2 protein-coding genes are annotated in these 2,897 nt (G+C 43.0%); both read left to right on the top strand.

All coding sequences use genetic code 11. The annotated features are described in order from the left end of the window. Positions 1-58 precede the first annotated feature (58 nt). Positions 59-1,264, top strand: coding sequence for an MBL fold metallo-hydrolase (locus tag RBR61_RS10195; protein WP_320344084.1), 1,206 nt, complete (start codon positions 59-61; stop codon positions 1,262-1,264). Between the two features lie 13 nt (positions 1,265-1,277). Continuing rightward, positions 1,278-2,747 carry an MBL fold metallo-hydrolase gene (locus RBR61_RS10190; protein ID WP_320344082.1) on the top strand — a complete coding sequence of 490 codons (1,470 nt, stop codon included), beginning with the start codon at positions 1,278-1,280 and terminating at the stop codon, positions 2,745-2,747. Positions 2,748-2,897 lie beyond the last annotated feature (150 nt).

The raw sequence follows: 2,897 nt of genomic DNA, 5'->3' as shown, positions 1-2,897 counted from the left end.
GAAAAAGTTTGTCTGGACAGAAGTTTGAGCTAAGATATATAAAAAAGAGCAGGTTTGGATGAAAAAACCAGATAGATATGTAATTGCAACGATAAAAAAGGCAAGAAAGGGAAAGAGAGTCCTCTGGCTTGTAACCGGATGTTTGATTCTGCTTTTCTTGATCTCATGTGGTAGTGACAGCAGTGTATTATCACCTGAAGACAATTACGATCCTTATTTGATTGAAGAGATGCAAATCAATGGTAACACTCTCGAATTGGTTGCTGCTAAACCTGTCGATATGCAATTCACCTACTACAATGTCGAAGATAGTGAAGAACGGTACAAAGGGTTCTCAACAGACAGTAGATCAGAAAGTAAAGTTTTTACTCTCCCTGTTAATGGAAGTAATCTCTATTATGAGATAGAGATCATGGTTATCAGCAACGTTTCTCATAAGGACACTCTTCTCTATTTTTACAGTAGTGAAAACGACACTGATTTTCTCCGGGTGGACTTTGTCGATGTTGCCCAGGGTGACGGTCATCTGATCAGAACACCGGAAGGACATGCGATCGCTGTAGATGGCGGTTATGGAACATATTCGCCGGGCTGGGCACCAGAACAGGAATGGAATGGAGCTGGTCAGCCATTGATGTTGAATTATGTCCAGAACGAAGATGTGCAACATTTTTCCTTTCTGGTTGAAACTCATCGCCATTCAGACCACTGGGGTGGACTACAGGATATTATTGATGCCGGGATTGAATATGACTACTATCTCTCTCCCCAATACACTATGGGTTATCAAAGGGGTGATTTTCTTGACCTCGATTCCGAGGTCAGCCTGCAGATACTCAATATAGGATACCCACCTGAGGCTATCGGAACAGGTGTCAATAATACCTCGATAGTTTTGAAAATAATTTACGGTTCGACAGAATATCTCCTGACCGGGGATGCAGAACGAGAGGTTGAGCTATTTTTAGTTAACAGTGGTTATAACCTCTCTAGCAACGTTCTGAAGGCCGGGCATCACGGCAGCCGAACCTCCTCTAGTTCTGTATTTCTTGCGGCAGTATTGAACCAGTTTGCCAGGGTAGTTACACTCAGTTTCGGGACCGATAATCCATACGGGCATCCACACAGCCCTTCCCGATTCAACAGTTATGAAACTTTTGGAACAAATCGACCGGCATCGAGTTATGCAGGGAGTAACTTCCATTTCGATATAGGGACGATAAAGACCTATAGCGATGGGAATGTCGTTATTATAAAATATTAAGAATGGATAGCTAATGATAATAAAACGATTCAGTCTTATAGCAGTTATAGTTCTGTTGGTTTTACTGGCCAGTTGTGGAGAGAACAGGACTACAGGAGGAGACAACGGCAACAATGAACCTCCCGAGATTGTAGGAGTTATATCAGTTCCTGACACGGTCTCTATCAATAGTTTTTTTGTTGCATCAATAGTTGTCAATGATCCTCAGGATCTCGATGTTCAGGTCCGGTTCAACTGGGGGAATGGCGTGTATTCCGAGTATACCGCATTTGCACCGAGTGGTTCTACATTGACAATGCCTTATGCTTATCAGAGCAGCGGTGTTTACACTATCTCCGTTACTGCAAGAAATCGAGCTGGTCTGACTATCAGCAACGAATCATCGACTCGTCAGATAAGCATCATTACTAAAGAGTATTCCACCCTGATAAATGATCTTCTGATCCATGACAACAGGTTGTTCATGACAACCGGTTCTGAAGTCAAGCTATCACTCTCCTATCAGAGAGATAACTTGCAAGGAAGGTCTTATAAGGGTTATTCTGCCCGCTACAAACGTAGTTATGTCGATTTTCCCCTGCCGGTAGAGGGGAGTAATATTAACTATCAATTGCATCTGGAATTACATGATAATACAACTCTTTTTGATACTCTCCTGGTTTTTACTTCCACAAGTAGCGAGTACCCGATGCTCAGAGTCGATTTTGTCGACGTCAAGCAGGGTGATGGAACGCTGATTCAGACTCCGGAAGGCGAAGTAATAGCGGTTGATGGAGGGTATGGAACGAATGTTCCTCCATTCTCCAATCCGAATGCTCCCTGGCATGGTGCCGGATATCCCTACATGCTCGATTATGTCCTGAACGAGAACATTGGAAGATTCCGCTTTCTGGTCGAGACGCATAGACATATGGATCACTGGGGTGGTCTGCAGGATATTATCGACTACAATATTCCTTACGACTACTATCTTTCACCGGATACACCCCTGAATTATGAAGTGGGTGATTTCCTCGATATCAGTTCGGCTGTCAGTTTTCAAATCCTCAACCTGGACTTTCCACCCGGTGTGAGCCAGACCAATGAGAATAACCGTTCTATCGTATTGAGGATCGAATACGGAGAGATAGTATATCTGTTAACCGGAGATATGGAACACCCGGTAGAGAACTATCTGGTTAATAATAACTTCCCACTCTCGGCCGATGTCCTCAAAATAGGACATCACGGAAGTCAAACCTCTTCTCGAGATTACTTCCTTCAGGAGGTTTTTACCCGTCACGCCAGAATAGGGGTTATCAGTTTCGGAACGGGAAATCCATATAATCATCCTCATGATCTGCAGCGGTTCGCTGACTATGAGATCTTTGGGACCAATCTCCCCTCAGAACCGTATCAGGGTGATAATTATCATTTCGATACAGGTGATGTAAAAACCTTTTCAGACGGCTATATAATCATCGTAAGCTATGACAATAACTAACTGTCTTTAAGATCATTAATTTGCTCTTTTAAGTTCAGACAGCCCTGTCCGGACAGTCGTTTGATGCTCTTCTACATCAATGATGTGGGGTCGATATCGACTTCGAGCTTAATCGATTTACTCAATTTGAGGTTATTTACCAGATATTTT

It is taken from the genome of Sulfurimonas sp., from assembly GCF_034005705.1.
Taxonomy (GTDB): domain Bacteria; phylum Campylobacterota; class Campylobacteria; order Campylobacterales; family Sulfurimonadaceae; genus Sulfurimonas.
The sequence above is the reverse complement of the archived record's forward strand: the minus strand, read 5'-3'. Positions and strand labels throughout refer to the sequence as shown.